14 protein-coding genes are annotated in these 18,450 nt (G+C 72.7%); 6 read left to right on the plus strand and 8 right to left on the minus strand.

What is annotated here, in order from left to right; genetic code table 11:
* Nucleotides 1-49 precede the first annotated feature (49 nt).
* Both ACQPXG_RS33795 and ACQPXG_RS33800 read left to right on the plus strand, forming a co-directional pair.
* The gene (locus ACQPXG_RS33795; RefSeq protein ID WP_433463188.1) at nt 50-592 is read left to right on the plus strand and encodes a VOC family protein; all 543 of its coding nucleotides are present in this window, start codon (nt 50-52) and stop codon (nt 590-592) included.
* Nucleotides 593-620: 28 nt separating this feature from the next.
* Entirely contained in the window at nt 621-1,592 is a 972-nt protein-coding gene (locus ACQPXG_RS33800) for a hypothetical protein (RefSeq protein ID WP_433463189.1), read from the plus strand.
* Between the two features lie 38 nt (nt 1,593-1,630).
* Here the strand turns inward: ACQPXG_RS33800 and araB are convergent, their stop codons facing one another.
* From araB to ACQPXG_RS33820, 4 genes are all read right to left on the minus strand, one after another.
* Nucleotides 1,631-3,259: a ribulokinase gene (gene araB, locus ACQPXG_RS33805; RefSeq protein ID WP_433463190.1), complete on the minus strand. Its 1,629-nt coding sequence runs from the start codon at nt 3,257-3,259 to the stop codon at nt 1,631-1,633.
* An 11-nt stretch (nt 3,260-3,270) separates the two neighbouring features.
* Nucleotides 3,271-4,767: an L-arabinose isomerase gene (gene araA / locus ACQPXG_RS33810; protein ID WP_433463191.1), complete on the minus strand. Its 1,497-nt coding sequence runs from the start codon at nt 4,765-4,767 to the stop codon at nt 3,271-3,273.
* Nucleotides 4,764-5,498, minus strand: coding sequence for an L-ribulose-5-phosphate 4-epimerase (locus ACQPXG_RS33815; RefSeq protein ID WP_433463192.1), 735 nt, complete (start codon nt 5,496-5,498; stop codon nt 4,764-4,766). The genes araA and ACQPXG_RS33815 overlap by 4 nt, the downstream gene beginning before the upstream one ends.
* Before the next feature lie 68 nt (nt 5,499-5,566).
* On the minus strand, nt 5,567-6,556 hold the full coding sequence (locus tag ACQPXG_RS33820) for a LacI family DNA-binding transcriptional regulator (RefSeq protein WP_433470098.1): 990 nt from the start codon (nt 6,554-6,556) through the stop codon (nt 5,567-5,569).
* 275 nt (nt 6,557-6,831) lie between these two features.
* Between ACQPXG_RS33820 and ACQPXG_RS33825 the strand changes: the two genes are divergently transcribed.
* Nucleotides 6,832-7,569, plus strand: coding sequence for an SCO6745 family protein (locus ACQPXG_RS33825; RefSeq protein ID WP_433463193.1), 738 nt, complete (start codon nt 6,832-6,834; stop codon nt 7,567-7,569).
* Nucleotides 7,570-7,710: 141 nt separating this feature from the next.
* Nucleotides 7,711-9,426, plus strand: coding sequence for a hypothetical protein (locus ACQPXG_RS33830; RefSeq protein WP_433463194.1), 1,716 nt, complete (start codon nt 7,711-7,713; stop codon nt 9,424-9,426).
* A gap of 16 nt (nt 9,427-9,442) precedes the next feature.
* Here the strand turns inward: ACQPXG_RS33830 and ACQPXG_RS33835 are convergent, their stop codons facing one another.
* Nucleotides 9,443-10,630 (minus strand): MFS transporter, encoded by a 1,188-nt coding sequence (locus ACQPXG_RS33835; RefSeq protein ID WP_433463195.1) that lies wholly within the window; start codon nt 10,628-10,630, stop codon nt 9,443-9,445.
* 65 nt (nt 10,631-10,695) lie between these two features.
* Here ACQPXG_RS33835 and ACQPXG_RS33840 point away from each other — a divergent pair, with 65 nt between their 5' ends.
* Nucleotides 10,696-11,079: a MerR family transcriptional regulator gene (locus tag ACQPXG_RS33840; protein ID WP_433463196.1), complete on the plus strand. Its 384-nt coding sequence runs from the start codon at nt 10,696-10,698 to the stop codon at nt 11,077-11,079.
* A gap of 36 nt (nt 11,080-11,115) precedes the next feature.
* The gene (gene fdh, locus ACQPXG_RS33845; protein WP_433463197.1) at nt 11,116-14,367 is read left to right on the plus strand and encodes a formate dehydrogenase; all 3,252 of its coding nucleotides are present in this window, start codon (nt 11,116-11,118) and stop codon (nt 14,365-14,367) included.
* On the opposite strand, the gene selD is transcribed toward fdh, so the two are convergent.
* From selD to selA, 3 genes are read right to left on the minus strand one after another with little or no spacing between them, the layout of a single operon-like run.
* Entirely contained in the window at nt 14,364-15,350 is a 987-nt protein-coding gene (gene selD, locus ACQPXG_RS33850; RefSeq protein ID WP_433463198.1) for a selenide, water dikinase SelD, read from the minus strand. The genes fdh and selD overlap by 4 nt on opposite strands.
* Nucleotides 15,347-17,110 (minus strand): selenocysteine-specific translation elongation factor, encoded by a 1,764-nt coding sequence (selB, locus tag ACQPXG_RS33855; protein WP_433470099.1) that lies wholly within the window; start codon nt 17,108-17,110, stop codon nt 15,347-15,349. The genes selD and selB overlap by 4 nt, the downstream gene beginning before the upstream one ends.
* Complete coding sequence (selA, locus tag ACQPXG_RS33860; RefSeq protein ID WP_433463199.1) at nt 17,110-18,429, minus strand: L-seryl-tRNA(Sec) selenium transferase; 1,320 nt, start codon at nt 18,427-18,429, stop codon at nt 17,110-17,112. Before selA ends, selB begins: the two co-directional genes overlap by 1 nt.
* Nucleotides 18,430-18,450: the final 21 nt, after the last annotated feature.

The following is an 18,450-nucleotide window of genomic DNA, read 5'->3' on the forward strand; positions in this document are numbered from 1 at the left end:
AGTCTAACTGTAATGATGCAGTCCCACTGCAATTCGAGGGAAGAATTCCATGAACACCGACGACGCTCCTGCTCTGGACGGGGTGCACCACCTGAAGTTACCGGTCAGTGACATCGAGCGCTCGCGCTCGTGGTACGCATCCCGGCTCGGCTACGTGCCGGTGATCGAGTTCACCAAGGACGGCCGGACGACCGGGATCACCATGGCCCACCCGAACGGCGGGCCGGTGATCGGATTCGTCCTCGATCCCGAACGCGCCCAGCGGGCGAGCGGCTTCGACTACTTCGCGATCGGGGTGCCGGGCAAGGCGGAGCTCGAGGGTCTGGCCGCTCGGCTCGCCGCACTCGGCGACGAGCACGCCGGCGTCCACTTCGCCACCATCGGCTGGATCCTGCCCGGCACGCACGACCCCGACGGGCACGAGGTCCGCTTCTACACCACCGACCACCACACCCGGATTCCCGCCGACGGCAGGCCCCTGGTGGTGGACGACCCGGTCGGCACCGAAGCCGAGCGCAGGCGGACCCAGCAGGCGCGCAGCGCCGACGATCCCGGCACGGCCCGGAGCACCAGGTCAGATGATCAGCCGTAATGTCCCCGGTGGCGATGGAGGAATCCCGGTGGCCAGTCCGCAACAGCGTCAAGGCAGCCTCGGGCCGGTCCTGCCGGCGATGCTCGGTGCGCTCTGCTGCTCTATCGTCGGCACACTGATCACCACCTCGCTGCACCTGTCGCCCACCACCCGGATGGCCGCCGCCGCCGCGGGCGCGGCACTCGGGCCGATGATCGCCACCGTCGGTCGGCTGCACCGGCTGCGCATCGGCGCCGGCCTGATGATCACCATCGTCGCGCTGGCCGTCACCTACGGCGGGTTCACCATCGTCGACAGCGCCACCGGGCGCACCGACCCGCACCTGCCGCTTCCCCCGGTCGGCGGCGCCCGCGGCCTCGGCGAGTTCAGCGGCAACCCCACCAGGACCGGCCTGCACATCAAGGCAGAGCCCGCACCGCTGGAACTGGACTGCGACGACACGGGGACGGCATGTGAGGGGACGGTGCGCGTGTCCAACGCCGGGACCCTGCCGCTGCGGATCGGCGCGATCGAACTCCAAGGACCCGCCGCCGCTGCCTACGGCCACACCGGCTGCGAACACCGGACCCTTGCCGTCCACAGCGACCCCTGCCAGATCACCGTCAGAAGACGGACGGCCACCGCCGGCACCGCCCGTCTGATCATCCACCAGAACCTCCCCGGACCGCCCACCGAGGTCGGCGTGAGCAGCGGGCAGACGGGCGGCGGGGAAGTCACCGGGCCGGTGAGCCTGACCGCGTGCGAGACCCCGGCCGACGGCGCGGCCTGCCCGATCAAGGGCACGGGGTTCAAGCCCGGCGAGATCGTCGAGCTGGCCTACACCTGGCCGCTGGGCGCACGCAGCCGGTACCAGCTCACCACCACGGGCGACGGAAGCTTCGAACACCAGCTCCTGCGCGCTTCGCCGCCCGGAACGGTCGAGGTCAGCGCCGTCGGCCGGACATCAGGCCGCACCGCCGCGACCAGCTACCTCATCTCCGGCTCCACCCGCCCGCAGTAAGGCGGCGGGCCCGCACTCTGGGCGCGGACCGCCGCAGGTCAGCGGAGTGCGCGGAGGCGGTGCATGATCGCGCCGTCGGCGAAGTGGTCGTGCAGCGACCCGTAGATCTCGTAGAGGGCGTCGTAGGCGTCGGCGCGGTCCCGGTCGGGGACGTAGGCGGACGGTACGCGGCGGCCCATCGCGGCGGCGGCCGAGGTGATGTCGGGGTGCGCGCCGGCGGCGACGGCGGCGTGGATCGCGGCGCCGAGCGCCGGCCCCTGCGCCGAACCGATCAGCGAGAGCGGGCGCCGGAGGACGTCGGCGTACACCTGCATGAGGAACGCGTTCTTCATCAGCCCGCCGGCGACGACGAACTCCTCGACGGGGACGCCCGACGCCTCGAACGTCTCCACGATCTTGCGGGCGCCGAACGCGGTGGACTCGATGAGCGCGCGGTAGACGTCCTCCGGCCTCGTCGCGAGGGTCTGCCCGACGATCAGGCCGGACAGGTCGTGGTCGACGAGCACCGACCGGTTCCCGTTGTGCCAGTCGAGCGCGACGAGCCCGTGCCGTCCGACCGGCTGCGCCTCGGCGAGCGCGGTGAGGTGCTCGTGGACGGTCAGCCCGGCGGCCGCCGCGACCTGGTTGTACTGCGCGGGAACGCAGTTGTCGACGAACCAGGCGAAGATGTCGCCGACGCCGGACTGCCCCGCCTCGTAGCCCCACAGGCCGGGCACGATGCCGTCCGCGACGACGCCGCACATGCCGGGGACCTCGGCGAGCAGGTCCGCCGACATGACATGGCACGTGGACGTGCCCATGATCGCGACCATCTGGCCGGGCCGGACGGCGTCGGCCGCGGCGGCGGTGACGTGGGCGTCGACGTTGCCGACCGCGACCGCGATGCCCTCGGGCAGGCCGGTCCACGCGGCGGCCCGCGCGGTCAGGGTGCCGGCCCGGCCGCCGAGCGGCTCGAGGTCGTGGCCCAGTTTGGCGGCAAAGTCGGCGAAGCCGGGGTGGAGAGCGGCCAGGAACTCGCGGGACGGATAGCTCCCGTCCTGGTAGATGCCCTTGTAGCCGGCCGTGCAGATGTTGCGCGACTCCCGGCCGGTGAGCTGCCAGACGATCCAGTCGGCGGCCTCGATCCAGCGTTCGGCCGCGGCGTACAGCTCGGGATCCTGTTCGAGCAGCTGCAGGGCCTTCGCGAACTCCCACTCCGAGGAGATCTTGCCGCCGTAGCGGCGCAGCCACGGCTCGCCGCGCTCGGCCGCCAGCGCGTTGATCCGGTCCGCCTGGGGCTGCGCGGCGTGGTGCTTCCACAGCTTCGGCCAGGCATGCGGCCGCGACGGGTGCAGCTCGGACAGGGGCGTCCCGTCCGCGGTCACCGGCAGGACCGTGCAGGCGGTGAAGTCGGTGCCGATGCCGATGACCTGCGACGCCTTCACGCCGGCGACGGCCAGTGCCTTCGGGACGGCGAAACGCAGCACGTCCAGCCAGTCCTGGGGCGCCTGGAGCGCCCAGTCGGGGCCGAGTTCGCCGCCTCCCGGCAGCTCCGTGTCGATGACCCCGTGGTCGTACTCGTGCACGCCGTCGCCGACCTCGGCGCCGTCCCGGACGCGGACGAGCACCGCCCGGCCCGACAGCGTTCCGAAGTCGACGCCGACGACGTACCGCTCGTCCGCGCTCATCAGGCTCCTTCCTACAGGCCCTGGGCCAGGCGATGGTACGCCTGGTTCCAGCGGATCTCCTTGGTGAACTGCCGCATCGTGGTGCCGGCGTCGATCGTGAGCAGCTCGACCCCGGCCATTTCGGCGAGATCGTCCAGTTCCTCCGTGCCGAGCGCCGCGGACAGGACGGTGTGGTGCGGGGCGCCCGCCGTCAGCCACGCCTCGGTGGACGTGCGCAGGTCGGGCAGCGGGCGCCACACCGCGCGCGCGACCGGCAGCATCGGCAGCGGCTCCGGCGGGGCGACGACCTCGATCTCGTTCGCGACGAGCCGGAACCGGTCCCCCATGTCGGCGAGGCCCACCACGACGGCCGGGCCGGGCACGGCGTCGAACACCAGGCGCACCGGGTCCTCGCGCCCGCCGATGCCGAGCGGGTGGATCTCCAGCGCGGGACGTCCGGCCGCGATGGACGGGCAGACCTCCAGCATGTGCGCGCCGAGGATCAGCTCGTTGCCGGGTTCCAGGTGGTAGGTGTAGTCCTCCATGAACGAGGTGCCGCCCGCCAGGCCGGACGACGCGGCCTTGAGCGTGCGCAGCAGCGTCGCGGTCTTCCAGTCGCCCTCGCCGCCGAATCCGTAGCCGTCCGCCATCAGCCGCTGGACGGCCAGGCCGGGCAGCTGCCGGAGCCCGCCGAGGTCCTCGAAGTTCGTGGTGAACGCCTTGAAGCCGCCCTCGTCCAGGAACGTCCGCAGCCCCAGCTCGATCCGGGCGCCGTAGCGGAGGGACTCGTGGCGCTCGCCGGCCGCCCGCAGCTCCGGGACGACGTCGTAGCGGTCCTCGTACTCCTTCACCAGCTCGGTGACGGCCTCGTCCGGGACGGCGTCCACCACGTCCACCAGGTCGTTCACGCCGTAGGTGTTGACGGAGACGCCGAACCGGAGCTGCGCCTCGACCTTGTCGCCCTCGGTGACCGCGACGTCCCGCATGTTGTCGCCGAACCGGGCCAGTTTCAGCGTGCGAAGCTCGTGGTGGCCGGCCGCGGCCCGCGCCCAGGCCGAGACGCGCGCGCCGACCGCCGGGTCGCTGACATGCCCGGCGACGGTCTTGCGTGCGACGCCGAGCCGCGACTGGATGTAGCCGAACTCCCGGTCGCCGTGCGCGGCCTGGTTGAGGTTCATGAAGTCCATGTCGATCGAATGCCAGGGCAGACCGACGTTCGCCTGCGTGTGCAGGTGCAGCAGCGGCTTGGTCAGCGCGTCCAGGCCGGCGATCCACATCTTCGCCGGGGAGAACGTGTGCATCCATGCGATGACGCCGATGCAGGAGTCGTCGGCGCCCGCGTCCACGCACATGCGGCGGATCGCGGCCGCGTCGGTCAGGACCGGCTTCCACTTCAGCGCCACGGGCAGCGCCTCGCCGAGCCGCGCGGCGATGGCCTGGGACTGCTCGGCGACCTGCTGAAGCGTGTCCTCGCCGTAGAGGCCCTGGCTTCCGGTGAGGAACCAGATCTCGCGATTCGGAAAGCTCATTGCCGGCCCTTCTGCCCGTAGACGTTCTGGTAGCGGTCGTACAGCAGGTCGATGTCGCCCGCGTCGATCGGCAGCGGGTCGCCGAGCTGGTGCGACACGTGGACCGTCCTCGCGACGTCCTCGCACATCACGGCCGCCTTGACCGCCGCGCGGGCACCGGCGCCGATCGTGAAGACCCCGTGGTTGCGCATGAGGACGGCCGGGCTGCGGTGCCCGTCCAGCGTCTCCACGATGCCGCGGCCGATGTCGTCGCCGCCGATGAGCGCGAACGGGCCCACGGGGATCTCCCCGCCGAACTCGTCCGCCATCGCCGTCAGCACGCACGGGATCGGCTCGTTCCGCGCCGCCCACGCGGTCGCGTAGGTCGAATGCGTGTGCACGACCCCGCCGACGTCCGGCCGGTGCCGGTACACGTAGGCGTGCGCGAACACGTCACTCGACGGCGTGAGCGGCGACTCCCCGATCGGCTCGCCCTCCAGGTCGCACAGCACCATCGACTCGGGGGCGAGGTCCTCGTACGGGACGCCGCTGGGCTTGATCAGGAAGCTGTCCTCGCCGACGCGGGCGGACACGTTGCCGGCCGTCCACGCGACCAGCCCGCCGTCCACGAGCATCCGGTGCAGGACGGCGAGCTCGGCGCGGAGCACCGCGGTCCCGTCGGCGGGCACGGGACGGCCTCCGGGCGAAGCCCCGGCGGTCCGGGGGGCCGCCCTCAGGGGGGACTCTGACATGTGCGCTCCTCTGTTAGCGCTAACATCACCGACGTGACGACGATGGACTCTCTGGACCGGTCAGGGGGTCAGGACCGGCGGCGGACTCCGGTGCTCTCCCGGACGACGAGCTCCGGTTCGACGACACGGCGCGTCCGGGCCGCCGCGCCTCCTCCGATCCGGTCGAGCAGCAGGTCGAAAGCGCGCCGCCCCACCTCCGCGAAGTTCTGCCGGACGGTGGTCAGCGGCGGCGGGAAGTAGGCGGCCTCCGGGACGTCGTCGAAGCCGACTACGCTGACGTCGCCGGGCACGTCCCGGCCGGCCTCGCGCAGCGCGCGCAGCAGGCCGAGCGCCATCGCGTCGTTGGCCGCGAACACCGCGGTGACCTCGGGGTCCGCGGCGATCTGCCGGCCGAGCTCGTACCCGGACCGGGCACTCCAGTCGCCCGCCGCCGGTTCCGGGAGCTCGTGCCCCGCGGCCTCCAGCGCGGCCCGCCAGCCGTCCAGCCGGCCGCGCGCGTCCACCCAGTCGGACGGGCCGGCGAGATGCAGGACGGTCTCGTGACCGAGGCTGAGCAGGTGCCGGACGGCGCGCTCCGCGCCCGCCCGGTGGTCGACCGCCACGGCCGGGAACGGCACGTCGGCGCCCGCGCCGACCGCGACGAGCGGGGTGTCGGAGGGCAGTTCCTTCAGCCCGTCGGCCGCCGACTCGTGCGGCGCGACGACCATGATCCCGTCCGCGGACTGGGCGCGCAGCCGCTCGACGCCCTCCCCGATCGACCGCCGGTTCAGCGAGCTCAGGCTGACGATGCTGACGGTGTAGCCGTGCTCGCGGGCGGCCTGCTCGATGCTGAACAGCGTGGACGCCGGCCCGTACAGCGTGGTGTCGAAACTGACCACGCCGAGCACCCCCGACCGCCCGGTGGCCAGCACCCGCGCCGCCGAGTTCGGCCGGTAGTCGAGCGCCTGCACCGCCGCCATCACCCGGGCGCGCGTCTGCGGCCGCACCTTCTCCGGCGTGTTGAGGACGCGCGACACGGTCATCGCCGAGACGCCGGCCATCGCGGCCACGTCCTCCATCACCGCCAGCCGCCGGCCGTCGGGCGCCTCCGGTGAATCGGCGGCCACATCGCCTCCCCGAGCATGTCTCACCATCGTTTACGCCCCGAATGTTTGCGCTAACTCCCGCAAATGTCAACAGGTGGTCACGGGCCCCACTGGGTCCGTCGCGCCGTGGCGCCCGTGCCGTGTGCCCTGGAGCTACGTGGTGCGGGGCGGGGAGGCGCCCTCGTGCTGGCGGCGCCCGGGCAGTAACCTCCCGGTTACTTGTGCGCCGACGAACCGGGAGAGCACCGATGGGCGAGCTGAGCGCAGCGGAGACCGTCCGCGCGGCCGACAAGATCATTCACGATGTCGGGTCGAGGTGGATGCTGTCCGGGGCGACGGCGAGGCACGGTCAGGAGCACGGGTTCGAGAACCCGTTCGCGTACTACTTCGCCGGGCGCGGCGGGGTGCTGGGGGACGCCGACGCCGATGTGGTCGCGGCGGCGCTGGGCTGGTTCGAGCCCGGGTTCGTCCGGGCCCAGTGGGACGAGGGGGTCGCGGTCGCCGGGGCGCGCGAGGCGACCCGGCGGTATGCGCTGGGGTGCGCGGCCTGGGGTGAGGCCCGGCTGCCGGACGACCCGCGCCTGTCCGAGCTCGCCGGGCGCGTCGCCAAGGCGGCGGAGGGGTCGGGGCTGCCGCTGTTCTGCGGCTGGCGCGCGGAGGCGCTCCCGGAGGCCGGGCCCGCCCGGCTGATGCAGCTGGTGCAGGTGCTGCGGGAACTGCGCGGCGGCCTGCATCTCGTCGCGACGACCGCGGTCGGCCTGTCCCCTCTGGAGGCGATCCTGACGCAGGACGGGCCGGACACCGCCCGGTTCTTCGGGTGGCAGGGCGACTTGCCCGAGTGCGACGCGCTCAAGCCGCGTCGCGTCGAGGCCGAGGAGATCACCGACCGGCTCTCCGCCGCCGTGTACGAGCGGGCGCTCTCGCCGTCCGAGCGCGCCGAGTTCGCCGAGCGGGTCGGCGCGATGGGGTCGTCCGTCCTCGGCTGAGCCGTCCTCCCAGGCCGCAGGCACCGGATTGTCGGCCGGGCACAAGAGCGGGCCGGAGATTATGCAAATGAACAACTGTCGTAAGCAGAACGACAGGTTCATTGTTGCCCCGTAACCGATCACGTCCGGAGGGAGAGCGTGATGGGGCGACGGATACTCCCCCTTGCGGTCATCGCGGCGTCGACCCTGGTCGTCGGGGCGGCGGCGGTGCCGGTGAGCGCGCGTGAGGCCGACCGGACCGAGACGCCCGTCGCGTCCGGCTCGCCGGTCACCGACGTCAGCGAGTCGGTGGTGCGGGTCAGGGTGCCGCTGCCGGCATCGGCCGGCCCGCACCCGGAGGCCTGCGACTGGCTGTCCTACCTGCGGTTCCGGCACAAGGACGGACCTGCCGACGCGGCCCGGGCGGACAGGATCCTCGTCGCACAGCCCGGCATCCTGGAGGGCGCGGGCGCGTTCGACAGCGTCGCCCGCAACACGGTCTCGGCGGCGGCGAAGAGCGGTGGGCACATCGAGTTCTGGGCGCTCGACCGTCGTTCCAACTGCCTTGAGGACGCCACCGGCCTCCAGGCGGGCCTGAAGGCGAAGGACGCCCATCTCGCGGTGGACTACTACTACCGGCAGAAACCGGTGGACGGCCGGACGTTCGCCGGATACCAGACCAACGACCAGGTGAAGTGGCTGCAGAACGTCGGGCTGGAGCAGACCGTCCGCGACCAGTACGACCTGATGGTCAAGGAGCTTCCGGACCGGGCCGCGCGCAAGCGGAAGATGCTGTGCGGAGGCCATTCGCTCGGCGGCGTCCTGACGGCGTACTTCGCCGAATGGGACTTCGACGGCGACCACTCCACCACGGACGACGCCGGGTACAACCAGTGCTCCGGCTATTTCGCGCTGGACACCCGGATCGCGACCGGGCTGCCCGGACTCGGCGGGGAGGTCCCCGAGGACTGGGTCCCCCTGGTTCAGTTCGGCGCGGGCGCGGTCCAGGCCGGGTTGGAGAGCGGGGTCGTCCCGCGGGCGCTGTCGGCTCCGGCGGTGATCAACACCGAGACGATGAACCTGCTCGGCATCGCCGGGCTGGCCGCGAACCTCGCCCCGGGCGGCGTCTCGGACCTCGCGACCTATGTGCCGTCGTCGTTCAACACCGACTCGACGTACCGGGTGCTGTTCTCCAAGGACTACCCGACCTTCCTCAAGGGCTCCCCCACGGTGCGGGACTTCCGGATCACCAACGCCGCCGCGCTCGGCGGGCTGCTGGACGACAACTCCGAACCGCTCGCGTTCATGCAGTCCAGCGTCGGGTTCTGGGACGGCGGGAAGATCGTCGACAAGGAGTTCCCGGCGCCGAACGACCTGGAGGAGATCGGGCTCGGCGGCCTGGCCAGGCTGCTCGGCAAGGAGAAGAAGGCGATACCCGACGAGCCGGACGGCCCGCTCTACACCTGGCGGAACTTCGACCGCGTCGGCGCGCCCGACGACCCCGTCCACAAGTCCAAGGACGGCACGCCGTTCACGTCCGCGGGCAAGGAGGTCACCGACATCGGCGAGCTGGCCCGCAGCCTGTCGGAGCACCCGCTCGACTTCACTGAGCACTACTTCCCCACGAAGATGGTCACCGACATCGCGCTGGCCGAGTCCCCGGGTATCGCGGACGACGCCGTCCACGAGAACGGCATCACCGCGAACCCGACGCTCAACCTGGAGGCGGGCGACGGTCTCGGGTTCAGCGACCCGCACCCCGGCGACATCGTCGCGGCCGGGTACCAGCACCTGGACGTGCTGACGGCGTCTGCCGTCCAGAACGACGGGAAGCCGGAGCCGATCTCCACGAACCTGGCCGCCTTCGCCGCCAGATGACGCTCGTGCGCGCGCTTCACGACCGGAGCGCGCGCACAGCGCCCGCTTCGGGGACGGGGACGGGCCTCCGGCGCGGGACGGCGGCGGAGGTCACGGCCAGCGCGGCGAGGGAGAGCCCGGCGGCGGCGAATCCCAGCCACCGCAGCCCGCCCGCCGCGACGAGCCCGCCGCCGAGCGCCGACCCGGCCGCGATCCCGATGTTGAACGCGCACACGTTCACCGAGACGGCGAGCGTGGGCGCGTCCCCGGCCCGCTGGAGCATGACGCTCTGCAGAACCGGGGTGGTCGCCGCGGCCAGCAGCCCGAAGGCCAGGACGGCGGCCACCGCCGGCACCCGCCACGGGAGGGCCATCGGGAGGAGCGCGAACACGACCGCGAGCCCGGCGAACGTCCCGCGGACGGTCGCACCCGCCGAGCGGTCGGCGAGACGGCCCGCGACGAGTCCGCCGGCGAGGCTCCCCGCGCCGTAGACGAGCAGCAGCACCGAGACGGCCGTGGCGGTGAACCCGGTGATCTCGCCCAGCGCGGTGGCGAGGTAGGTGAACACGGTGGAGACGGCGGCCAGGCCGAGCCCGGTCAGCAGGATGACCAGCAGGACGGGTGGCCGCCTCAGCGTGCGCAGCTCGTCCCGGACCCGGCCGCCGGGGGCGCCGGACCGCGGCAGCGCGGCGGCCAGCAGCAGGGCGGCGGCCAGCGCGAGCACCGCCAGTACCGCGAACGGGGTCCGCCAGCCGGCCCGTTCGCCGAGCAGCATCCCGGCCGGAACACCGAGCAGCGTCGCGACCGCGAATCCCGAGGCGACGGCCGCGATGGCGGTGCCGGTGCGCTCGGCCGGGACGGTCCGGGTGGCCAGCAGCACGACGAGGGTGAGGAACGCGGCGTGGCTGAGCGATGCGACGACGCGTCCGGCGAGGAGCAGTTCGTACGATCCGGCTACCGCGCAGATCGCGTTGCCGGCGGCGAACAGGAGCAGCAGCCCGATCGCGAGGCCCTTGCGCGGCAGTCGGACGGTCAGCACGGTGACCAGCGGCCCGCCGATCACCACGCCCAGCGCGTAGCCGGTGACGGCCTGCCCGGCGGTCGCGACCGTGACGTCCAGATCGGCCGCGACGCGGGGCAGCAGGCCGGAGATCAGGTACTCCGACGTCCCGACGACGAAGACGCTCACGGTCAGCGCCGCGAGCACCGCGATTCCTCTTCCCATGGCCGCGACGTTAAAGTCTCACATGGATGTGAGAGTCAAGTCGTTGTGACGGAGGTCCCGCCGGTATGCGCATCGGGGAACTGTCGGGCAGGACGGGCGTGAGCCAGCGCCTGCTGCGCTACTACGAGGAGCAGGGACTGCTGCGGCCCGTCCGCCTCGCGAGCGGGTACCGCGAGTACCGCGAGGACGATGTGCGGCTCGTCGGCCGTATCCGGTGCCTCCTCGCCGCCGGGCTGAACACCACGACGATCGGGACCCTCCTGCCGTGCCTGCGCGACGAGGACGAACGGCTCGTCCCCACCTGCCCCGACACGCTCGCGGAGCTGCGCCGCGAACGGGACCGGATCAGCGACGCGATCGACGGGCTGGAGCAGTCCCGGTCGATGCTCGACACGGTGATCGGCGCCGGTACCGCGGCGGGCGTGTTTCACGGATCCGCCGAGGGGTAGGTGGACCGCGCGCCGAGGTGAGAGGGGCGGTGTGACGTGGGCGTTCGTACATGGATCGGATCATGGCCCGTCTACCGCCAGCTCACCGGCGATGATCCGCTGGGCCGGGGAGCCGCGGCCAAGAGCGCGGGCACCGAGCGGATCACGGCGAGGGTGAGCACCGCCGACCAGGTCGTCAAGTCGGTCTGCCCGTACTGCGCGGTCGGCTGCGGGCAGGACGTGTACGTCAAGGACGGCAAGGTCACCCAGATCGAGGGCGACCCGGACTCACCGGTCAGCCGGGGGCGGCTGTGCCCGAAGGGCTCGGCCAGCCTCCAGCTGACCACCGGGTCGGCCCGCGAGCACCACGTGCTCTACCGGCGCCCCCACTGCACCGAATGGGAGCGGCTCGACCTCGGCACCGCGATGGACATGATCGCCGACCGGGTGGTCGAGGCGCGCCGGCACGGCTGGCAGTGGGACGAGGACGGCCTGCGGGTGCGGCGGACGCTGGGCATCGCGAGCCTCGGCGGGGCCACGCTCGACAACGAGGAGAACTACCTGATCAAGAAGCTGTTCACCGCGCTCGGCGCGGTGCAGATCGAGAATCAGGCCCGCGTTTGACACTCCTCCACCGTTCCCGGTCTGGGAACCTCGTTCGGACGCGGCGGCGCGACCACCTTCCAGCAGGACTTGCAGAACGCGGACTGCATCGTCATCCAGGGCTCGAACATGGCCGAGTGCCATCCGGTCGGGTTCCAGTGGGTGATGGAGGCGAAGGCGCGCGGGGCGAAGCTGATCCACGTGGACCCGCGGTTCACGCGGACGAGCGCCCTGGCGGACGCCCACGTCCCGCTGCGCGCGGGCAGTGACATCGCGTTCCTCGGCGGGATCATCAACCACGTCCTGCGGAACGAGAAGTACTTCCGCGACTACGTCGTCTCCTACACCAACGCGCCGGTGATCCTCACGGAGGACTTCCGCGACACCGAGGACCTGGAGGGCGTGTTCTCCGGTCTGAACCCGGAGAACCGCAGCTACGACCACAGGACGTGGCAGTACGCGGGCCTGGAGGTCCAGTCGGCCGCCGGCGAGCGGGACATGGAGTACGGGGAGCGCATCGAGGCGGTCTCGGAGTCGGGACGCGGCGAGGCGCACGGATCCGGCGGCGCCGCGATCGGCGAGGGCGAGCCGGAGCGGGACCCGACCCTGGAGCATCCGCGATGCGTGTTCCAGGTGCTGAAGCGGCACTACGCCCGGTACACGCCGGAGATGGTCGAGCGGATCTGCGGCGTCCCGCAGGATCAGTTCCTCCAGGTGTGCGAGATGCTCACCGAGAACTCCGGCCGGGACCGGACGTCGGCGTTCGTGTACGCGGTGGGCTGGACGCAGCACACGGTCGGCGTCCAGTACATCCGGGCGGCGGCGGTGCTACAGGGGCTGCTCGGCAACATCGGGCGTCCGGGCGGCGGCATCATGGCGCTGCGAGGCCACGCGTCCATCCAGGGCTCCACGGACATCCCGACGCTGTTCAACCTGCTGCCCGGCTACATCCCGATGCCGCACGCGCACACCAACGAAGACCTGGACGCGTTCCTCGTGGCGGAGGCGGCACAAAAGGGCTTCTGGGGCAACATGCGCTCCTACTTCGTCAGCCTGCTGAAGGCGTACTGGGGCGACGCCGCGACGGAGGACAACGACTACTGCTTCGACTACCTGCCGCGGCTGACCGGCTCGCACAGCACGTACGAGACGGCGATGGCGCAGATCGACGGGCTCTGCAAGGGCTACTTCCTGATGGGCGAGAACCCGGCCGTCGGGTCCGCCAACGCCAAGATCCAGCGGCTCGGGATGGCGAACCTCGACTGGCTCGTCGTCCGCGACTTCTCGCTGATCGAGTCGGCGACGTGGTGGAAGGACGGCCCGGAGATCGAGTCGGGCGAGATGCGCACCGAGGACATCGGCACCGAGGTGTTCTTCCTGCCCGCCGCCGCGCACACCGAGAAGGACGGCAGCTTCACCAACACGCAGCGGATGCTGCAGTGGCACCATCAAGCCGTGGAGCCGGCCGGGGACGCGCGCAGCGACCTGTGGTTCATGTACCACCTGGGCCGCATCATCCGGCGGAAGCTCGCCGGTTCGACCGACGAGATGAACCGGCCGATCCTCGACCTGACGTGGGACTACCCGACGAAGGGCGCCCTGGACGAGCCCGACGCCGAGGCGGTGCTGGCCGAGATCAACGGCCACGACGGCGAGGGGAACCCGCTGTCGTCGTACACGCAGCTCAAGGACGACGGATCCACCTCGTGCGGTTGCTGGATCTACTGCGGCTGCTACGCCGACGGCGTCAACCAGCCCGCGCGCCGCAAGCCCGGCAAGGACCAGCACTGGGTGGCGCCCGAGTGGGGGTGGGCGTGGCCGGCGAACCGCCGCATCCTGTACAACCGGGCGTCCGCCGACCCCGACGGCAACCCGTGGAGCGACCGCAAGGCGCTCGTCTGGTGGGACGCCGAGGCGGGCACGTGGACGGGCCACGACGTGCCGGACTTCATCGCCGACCGTCCCCCTGACTACAAGCCGCCACAGGACGCGACGGGCCCGGACGCGATCGCCGGCGACGACCCGTTCATCATGCAGGCGGACGGCAAGGCGTGGCTCTACGTCCCGGCCGGGCTGATGGACGGCCCGCTGCCGACGCACTACGAGCCGCAGGAGTCGCCGCTCACGAACCCGCTGTACAGGCAGCAGCGCAACCCGGTCCGGCATCTGCTGCCGCCGCATCCCGACAACCTGTACGCGCCGAGCGGCGAGGAGGCGGGGGCCGGCGTGTACCCCTTCGTCGCGACGACCTACCGGCTCACCGAGCACCACACGGCGGGCGGCATGTCGCGCTGGCAGCCGTACCTGGCGGAGCTGCAGCCGGAGTTCTTCTGCGAGGTCTCGCCGGAGCTCGCGGCCAAGCGGCACCTGGAGAACGGCGGCTGGGCGACGATCGTCAGCCCGCGCGCCGTCGTCGAGGCGCGGGTTCTCGTCACGCGGCGGATGCAGCCCCTCGTCGTGGACGGCCGGACGCTGCACCAGGTCGGCCTTCCCTACCACTGGGGCCCGAACGGCTACAGCGTCGGTGACGCGGCGAACGAGCTGCTGCATCTCTCCTTGGACCCGAACACGCACATCCAGGAGGCGAAGGCGCTGTCGGTCGACATCCGCCCGGGCCGCCGCCCGCGCGGCGCGGCGGCCGTCACGCTGGTCCGCGAGTACCGGGAGCGGGCCGGCATCACCGACCGGACCGGCACCGAGGTCTAACGGACGACCAGCGGATGCCCGGCGGCGGGGATCAGCTCGCCGATGACGGGCGCGCCGGGGACCTCGCCGGCGACGAGGAGGCCGCCGGACGTCTGCGCGTCGGCGAGGAGGAGGCGGTCCTCCTCCCCCGCCCGGCCGAAGTCGGTGTGCGGGGCGACCCAGTCGAGGTTGCGGCGGGTGCCGCCGCTGACGTATCCGTCGCGCAGGGACTCGCGGGCGCCGTCCAGGTACGGGACGGCGGCGGCGTCGACCACGGCGGTGACACCGGACGCGCGGGCCATCTTGTAGAGGTGCCCGAGCAGCCCGAAGCCGGTCACGTCGGTGGCGCAGACGGCCCCCGCGTCGAGGGCGGCGGCCGAGGCGTCGCGGTTCAGCTCGACCATGGTCGCGACCGCGTGCGGGAAGACCTCGCCGGTCGCCTTGTGGCGGTTGTTCAGGATTCCGAGGCCGAGGGGCTTGGTGAGGCTGAGCGGCGTGCCCGGCTTGCCGGTGTCGTTGCGGAGCAGGCGGGAGGGGTCGGCGATGCCGGTGACGGCCATGCCGTACTTGGGTTCGGGGTCGTCCACGCTGTGGCCGCCGCCGACGTGGCAGCCCGCCTCGGACGCGACGTCCAGGCCGCCGCGCAGGACCTCGCGCGCCAGGTCGAACGGCAGGACCTCGCGGGGCCACGCGAGCAGGTTCACCGCGACCAGGGGACGGCCGCCGACCGCGTAGACGTCCGACAGCGCGTTCGCGGCGGCGATGCGCCCCCAGTCGTACGGGTCGTCGACGACGGGGGTGAAGAAGTCGGCGGTGGCGACCGTGGCGAGGTCGTCCTGGAGCCGGACCACGGCCGCGTCGTCACCGGTGTCCAGCCCGATGATCAGTTCGGCGTTGGGCTCGGCAGGAGCGGTGGTCAGGCCGGCGACGACGTCTTCGAGCTCGCCGGGAGGGATCTTGCAGGCGCAGCCGCCGCCGTGCGCGTACTGGGTCAGCCTCTTCATGACGTCCCTTCGATACAGCGGCGGCGGAGGTCGTCCACCCTGGCCGTGTAGCCCTCGTCGTCCAGGAGTTCCAGGAGCGGGACGGCGACGCGGCGGGTCGTGCCGAGCGCGCGGCGCGCCTCGCTCAGCGTGAACGGGCCGTCGAGCTTCGCCAGCAGCGCGGCGGCGCGCGCGTCGTCGCCGGGCAGCAGGACGATGCCGTCGGCGACCTTGAGGAGCGCGCCGGTCGCGGCGGCGACCGCCAGCATCTTCGGCGTGAGCCCGAGGTCGGCGAGCCGGTTCGCGTCCGGGGCCTGGAACGGGTGCTCGGCGAGGTCGCGGCGGACGGCGTCGATCGCCTTCCGGACGGCCGGGGGAAGTTCCGGGGCGGTCGTGCGGCCGTAGATCCTCCCGTCACGCTGGTGCAGGCCGCGGGCGAGAGCGTCCACGAGCGCGCGGTCGGGGAGGCCGAGGGCGCGCCGGGCGGCGTCGGCGGGAAGCCCGGGGTCGGCCGGGTTCGCGGCGGCATGCTCCTCGACGGCCGATTCGAGGCGCCGGCGCAGGTCGTCCCAGTGGCCGGGGTCGGCGAGCCAGTCCCCCGCCACCGGCTCGGACGGCACGGGGACGCCCATCGCGACCAGGTCCGAGCGCGTGATCAGGCCGCGACGGCGCAGTTCGGCGGCGCCGTCCGGGCGCCCGGTCGCCGAGGCCAGTACGTGAGCGCGGGACGCCGCGGCGCCGCGGCGCGTGAACGGCTCCGGGCGGACGTCCAGCACGGTCACCCCGGCCGGGACCCGATGCCGTCCGGGGTCGCGGAGCAAGGCGACGTCGCCGATCCGCAGCGGCAGTGCGCGGCGCAGCGACAGGCGGGCCGTGTCCTCGCCCAGCGGACGGACATGCACCGGCACCGCCGCCGAACCCACATGGAGGGTCAGTTCGCGAGGGAGGTCGTGTGCGGGGTCGCCTCGAAGGCGCACGTCGACGACCTCGGTGGCGAGCCAGCGCCCAGGAGTGAGCAGGGCGTCGCCGCGGCTCAGCTCGCCCGCGTTCCCGTGCAGGTTGATGGCGACGCGGGCGACCGGCCCGACCTTCTGGTGGTCTTCCTTGAGGCTCTGCAGGCCGCGCACGCGGAGGGTCTCGCCGCCGACGGCGAGGCGGTCGCCGACGGCGATCGTCCCGGCGCCGAGAGTGCCGGTCACGACCGTGCCTCTGCCCTTGATGGTGAAGACGCGGTCGATCCAGAACCTCACGTCGGCGTCCTCGTGAGGATCGGGCAGCGATCCGGGGAGCCGTTCCAAGGCCGCGCGCAGCTCGTCCAGGCCGTCGCCGGTGGCGCCACTGACCATGACCGATTCGACCTCGCCGAGCGAGGTGGCGGCGATGCGGGCGAGCGCCTCGTCCCGCACCCGGTCTGCGGTCGCCTCGTCGGTGAGGTCGCGGCGCGTCACGGCGAGGAGGCCGTGCCGCACGCCGAGCGCGTCCAGGACGGCCAGGTGCTCCTCGGACTGCCGCTGCCATCCCTGGTCGGCGGCGACCACGAACATCACGGCCGGGACGGGGCCGACACCGGCCAGCATCGTGGTGACGAGCCGCTCGTGCCCGGGGACGTCCACGAACGCGAGGTCGCCGCCGCCGGGCAGGGCCGTCCAGGCGAAGCCGAGCTCGATGGTCAGGCCGCGACGCCGCTCCTCCTCCAGCCGGTCGGGTTCCATGCCGGTGAGGGCGCGGACGAGCGTCGACTTGCCGTGGTCCACATGGCCGGCGGTCGCCACGACGTGCATCATCGCGCCGCCGCCCGGACGGCCTCGGCGAGGTCATCGTCCTGATCGGAGGGTACGGAGCGCAGGTCGAGCAGGCACCGGCCGTCCTCGACGCGTCCCATCACGGCCGGGACGCCCTGCCGCAGCCGGGCCGCGTACTGCTCGGGCACCGCCACGGCCGCGCTCGGCAGGACGACCCCGGGTGCGCCGCCGCCGCCCACCGCCGCCTCACTCTCGACGGCCAGCGCGTCCACCCCCTCGTCGCGCAGGCGGGCGGCGAGCCGCCCGGCCCGCTCCCGCAACGTCGCCTCGTCGGCGTGCAAGGCCGCGTCGGTGGGTGTCCGGGGCCCGCGGACGGTCGCCTCCAGCGCGGCGAGCGTCATCTTGCCGACGCGCAGCGCCCGGGCGAGCGGATGGCGGGCCAGCCGCCGCACCAGGTCGTCCCGTCCGAGGACGAGCCCGCACTGCGGACCGCCGAGCAGCTTGTCGCCGCTCGCGGTGACCAGATGGGCACCCGCCTTGAGCATGGACGCGGCGTCGGGCTCGTCCGGAAGAAGGGGCTCCGGGGCGAGGAGCCCAGAGCCGATGTCGGCGACGACCGGGACCCCGAGCCCGGTCAGCTCGGCGACGTCGGCCCCTCGCGTGAACCCGGTCATGCGGAAGTTCGAGGGATGCACCTTGAGCACGAAGCCGGTCTCGTCGCCGACGGCCGCCGCGTAGTCGTCCGGCGTGGTCCGGTTGGTCGTGCCGACCTCGCGCAGCCGGGCGCCGGTGGCGGCGAGCAGCTCCGGAATCCGGAACCCGTCCCCGATCTCCACCATCTCGCCGCGGCTGATGATGATCTCCTTGCCGGACGCGAGCGCCGTGGCCGCCAGCACGAGCGCCGCCGCGCCGTTGTTGACGACATGCGCGGCCTCCGCCTGCGGCACCCGCTCCCGCAGCGCCGCCAGCACGGACCGTCCCCGCTTGGCGCGCCGCCCGGTCTCCAGGTCGAGTTCGACGTCCGTCGCGCCGGCGGCGACCGCGACCGCGTCGCGCGCGGCGTCCGACAGCGAGGCCCGCCCGAGGTTGGTGTGCAGGAGGACGCCGGTGGCGTTGATCACCGGACGGAGCCCGGAGGCGGTCGCCGGCAGCGACGCGAGGGCGGCGTCCGCCACCGCGTCCGGTGGGATCTCACCGTTCCGTGCCCGCTGCTGAGCCGCGACTATCGCCGCCTTGACCACGCCGCGCCCGAGCCGTTCCGACGCCTGGGCGAGCCGCGGATCGGCGAGCAGCGCGTCCGTGCGGGCGATCCGCCGCCGCCCGTCCTCCCCCGCGTCAGGTGCGGCTCCGCGATCCATCAGGCGACCTCCGAACACCAG

The sequence above is a fragment of the Spirillospora sp. CA-128828 genome (assembly GCF_050945415.1).
Lineage (GTDB): Bacteria > Actinomycetota > Actinomycetes > Streptosporangiales > Streptosporangiaceae > Spirillospora.